Origin of the sequence: Chryseobacterium rhizosphaerae (assembly GCF_003385455.1) — a bacterium.
Lineage (GTDB): Bacteria > Bacteroidota > Bacteroidia > Flavobacteriales > Weeksellaceae > Chryseobacterium > Chryseobacterium rhizosphaerae.
In genome coordinates, this window is the sequence record NZ_QNUF01000095.1 from 1 (window position 1) to 448 (window position 448).

Consider the following 448-nt stretch of genomic DNA (forward strand, 5'->3'; position numbering starts at 1 on the left):
AGGGAGTGTTTCAAATACAGTTACTTCTATAGCTTTGGCAACTGGCAGTGGTTTTCATAATGCGGGCACACTGTATAAAAATACGGTAACCGATGAAGACGGAAGCCCTATAGTTCAATTTCAAAATCAGCGTGGGCAAACTTTACTGATCCGAAAAACGGATGGGGTACAAAATGTTGATACATACTATGTTTACAACGAATATGATCAATTAGCCTTTGTAATTCCTCCAAAGGCAGTTCAACAGATAGAGCAGAACAACAATGTAATCAGTCCGGCCATTCTCAATGAACTTTGCTATCAATATCGCTATGACGGGCGGAATCGGCAAGTTGAAAAGAAGCTACCAGGAAAAGGTTGGGAATATACAGTCTATGATAAAGCTGGCAGGCCCATTCTTTCACAGGACATTAACTTACGTGCCCAGGGTAAATGGATGATTACAAAA

Annotated in this window: 1 pseudogene; it reads left to right on the forward strand. The window is 40.6% G+C overall.

Annotated features, from left to right (window positions below):
• Positions 1-448, forward strand: a pseudogene (locus tag DRF57_RS23505) (RHS repeat-associated core domain-containing protein); the annotation flags it as partial.